We start from the raw sequence: 3,181 nt of genomic DNA, 5'->3' as shown, positions 1-3,181 counted from the left end.
GCGGGGAATGCCGGCGTGGCGCGCAGCTTCGCCAGCAGCGGGTCGGTGTAGAGGGCGACATTGGAACAATAGTGCGCGGCGATGGCGCTCTGGATAAGCTTCGCCGCCAGGTCCGTCTGTCCGCAATACGACAGGATGGCGCCGTGGTAGTAGCGCAGCTCGGCGTCGCGCAAGGCGAGCAGTTGCGGCGCAGCCTGGTCGGCCAGGCGTTTCATCTCGGCGGGGGCGACCGGCTTGACGCACGCCTGCAAGAGCGGGGCGAACCAGGTGGGGCCTGGCGGAATCTTGGCGGCCGCCATGCGCACCTCCTCCATGCGGCCTTCGCGCAACAGGATGAACGGAGAGACGCTTGCCGCCCATTCCGATCCGCTGTCCAGGTGCACGTACTCCAGCGCGCGCGTGGTGCGCCCCAGTTCGGCGAAGGCAAAGGAGCAGGAGCGGAAATCGTAGTTGCTGGGATCGAGCCCGAGCGCCGCGTCACATTCGCGGGCCGAATCGTGCAGCATCCCGGCATAACGCAAGACGTAGGCCACGGTGAAGTGGGCCTGCGCATTCTCCGGCCGCCGGGCGACCAGGTCATGGGCTTCGCGGTAGGCGTCGGCAATCTGGCCGCGCTCGGCGCGGATGCGCGCCAGGTGGGCGACCGATGAGATCAGGTTCGTATCGAGCTTGAGCGCCTTCTCATAGGCCTCCGCCGATTTGTCGAAGGCCTCCATGCCACCGCCCGCGTAGGTCGCGTCGTAGTAGTAGCGGAGGCCGAGCGCATCCCACGCCGGGGCGAACTTGGGATCGAGCGCGACCGAGTGCTCCAGCATCACGACGGCGGTGGAATTCGGCTCGGGATCGCGCGGGAGCGCCGCGCCGCGAAGATACAGGTCGTAGGCGTCGGCGTTGCGCGGTTGCGTCGCGCTGGCGAGCATCGCCGCCTGCGATCCGAGCGCGGGCAGCAGGCCGCTCTTCACATTGAATGCCAGGTCTTCCTGCAGCGAAATCAGGTTCTGCTGCGGGACGGTGAAGCTTCCCTGCCATAGCAGGCGGTTGCGCTTGACGTCGATCGCCTCGATGGTGATGGTCAGGCGCGCGCCCTGCGCCATGAAGTGTCCGGTCAGCACGATGGCGGCCTTGTATTCCCGGCCTGCCTGCTGCGGGTCGAATTCACCACGCATATACCTGGGCGCGGTCGGAACGGGGCGAATTTCCATGGAGCGCGTGTAAGCGAGGATCTTGACCAGCTCGTCCGCGAGCGCGAGGCGGAGGTAGTCCACGTCGGGATCACGCGCGATGTTGTTGAACGGCAGCACCAGGATGGTGTTATTGGCGGCCCCGGTCACGCCGCTGGAAGACGCTTGCTTGGCCCACCAGATGGTGACCGCCAGCAGGATGGTGGTGATCGCGCCGGCCGCGCCGAGCAGAATATAGATTTGGCGCAGGCTCAGCTTGCGAAAGGTCTTGCTGGGCTGAATGACGAGTTGGATATCGCTGTCCTCGGCCTGACGGAGTTCCATCTGGCGTCTCAGCCGGCGCAAATCCTCGGCGAGTTCACGCGCACTCTGGTAGCGCAACCGCCGGTCCTTTTCCAGCAGTCCGCCCAAAACCTGCTCCAGCCCCGACGGCATTTCCGCGTCGTAATTCGAGGGCGCCACCGGTCGCTGGTGCTGGATCGCGGTCATGGTCAAGACCGCGTTGTGGGCTTCGAAGGGCTTGTGGCCGGTCGCCGCCTCGTACAGCACCACGCCGAGTGAGAAGAGGTCGGTGCGTTCGTCGAGCGTCTGGCCGCGGACCTGCTCGGGCGACATGTACAGCGTCGTGCCGGGAATCGAGGTGAGATTCGTGATCGCTTCCGAAGTTGGGCGATGGGTCGCCGCAACCGGCTGCAACTCGGGTGCCCTGGGTTCGGCTTTCAGCTTTGCCAAGCCGAAATCCAGCACCTTGGTATGGCCGTGCTTGGTCAGGAAAATATTGCCCGGCTTGATGTCACGGTGAATGATGCCGAGCTGGTGCGCTGCCTCGAGCGCGTCGGCCAACTGAATGCCGTAATCAATCACTTCACCCGGCGGCAGCGGACCGCGGGAGAGCCGCTCCTTCAGCGTTTCCCCCTGCAACAACTCCATGACGATGATGGGAAGTCCGTTATGCGAGGCGATGTCGAAGATGGTGCAAATACCCGGGTGGTTCAGCGACGAGGTGGTGCGGGCTTCGAGCTGGAAGCGCTCCAGGGCCACCGGATCGCCGGACATGCTGTCGGGGAGAAACTTGAGCGCGACGCGGCGCCCCAGGCGGATGTCCTCGGCTTCATAGACTTCCCCCATACCGCCGCCACCGAGTTTCTGCACGATGCGGTAATGGGAGATGGTTTGGCCGATCACGCGGGGCTCCCCGGATTTCGCGAATCTGGAATGTTAGGACGCAAGCAGGGTGGGCGCAAGCAAAGACGGTGCACGGCAAAAAACCTAGGTCGGGCCCGGACCTGCCAGGCTGTTACAAAACTCTTTGTTCCATCGGTCGAGTGGAACAAGACCTCGAGTTTAGCGCCGCAGGCGCGATAGTCCATGGCCCGGCACGTGAGTGCCGGGAGTATGAGTGGGACAAAGCGCGAGTCCCGTTAGGGACGGCACGCGTTTCGTAACAGTTTGCTGCATGCTGGATTCCCGGACCCCTTATGCCGTATGCCCCAAACCACAACCTCGCCGCGGGTTACGCGCGAATCGAGGCGTCGCGTTGGGCCTTGGCCCCATATAACAAATTCCCAGCGCCGGAGAAGAATTACACCACGCGGCAGTCCAGCGGCCCAAGCAGGCAGTGGAAATCTGTGCTACAACGGAAGAGTGTCGCCAGCAACTTACGACAACTGAAGCACAAAGGTTTTCCAGCCCGAAAACCGGGGCTTTGGCTGTGTACGTGCGACACTGACTTTTTACTCCCCTGGTCACGAAAGGACCTGTATCGCCATGTGGAAGCCCACCAATCAGCCCAGCGGTCCGGCCGCAACGCCGGAGCCGCAGCGCCCCACCGCTCCCCCCTTCACTCCGACAACGGAACCGGCGCCGGCTTCGGCTCCGCGCAACGCCATCGTGAATTCGCAGGACCAGGCCACGATCGGCAAGTCGCTGGTCATCAAGGGTGAGGTCACGGGGTCTGAATCTCTCTATATCGATGGCCGCGTCGAGGGCTCGATCAACCT

At 63.8% G+C, this 3,181-nt stretch carries 2 protein-coding genes; one reads left to right on the top strand and one right to left on the bottom strand.

All coding sequences use genetic code 11. The features are described 5' to 3' along the window. Window positions 1-2,366 (bottom strand): protein kinase (locus VF515_18890; protein ID HEX7409700.1); only part of this gene is annotated, 2,366 nt, incomplete at its 3' end. Window positions 2,367-2,948: 582 nt separating this feature from the next. Between VF515_18890 and VF515_18885 the strand changes: the two genes are divergently transcribed. Then, window positions 2,949-3,181 (top strand): polymer-forming cytoskeletal protein (locus VF515_18885; protein HEX7409699.1); only part of this gene is annotated, 233 nt, incomplete at its 3' end.

It is taken from the genome of Candidatus Binatia bacterium, assembly GCA_036382395.1.
GTDB lineage: Bacteria > Desulfobacterota > Binatia > HRBIN30 > HRBIN30 > JAGDMS01.
The sequence above is the reverse complement of the archived record's forward strand: the minus strand, read 5'-3'. Positions and strand labels throughout refer to the sequence as shown.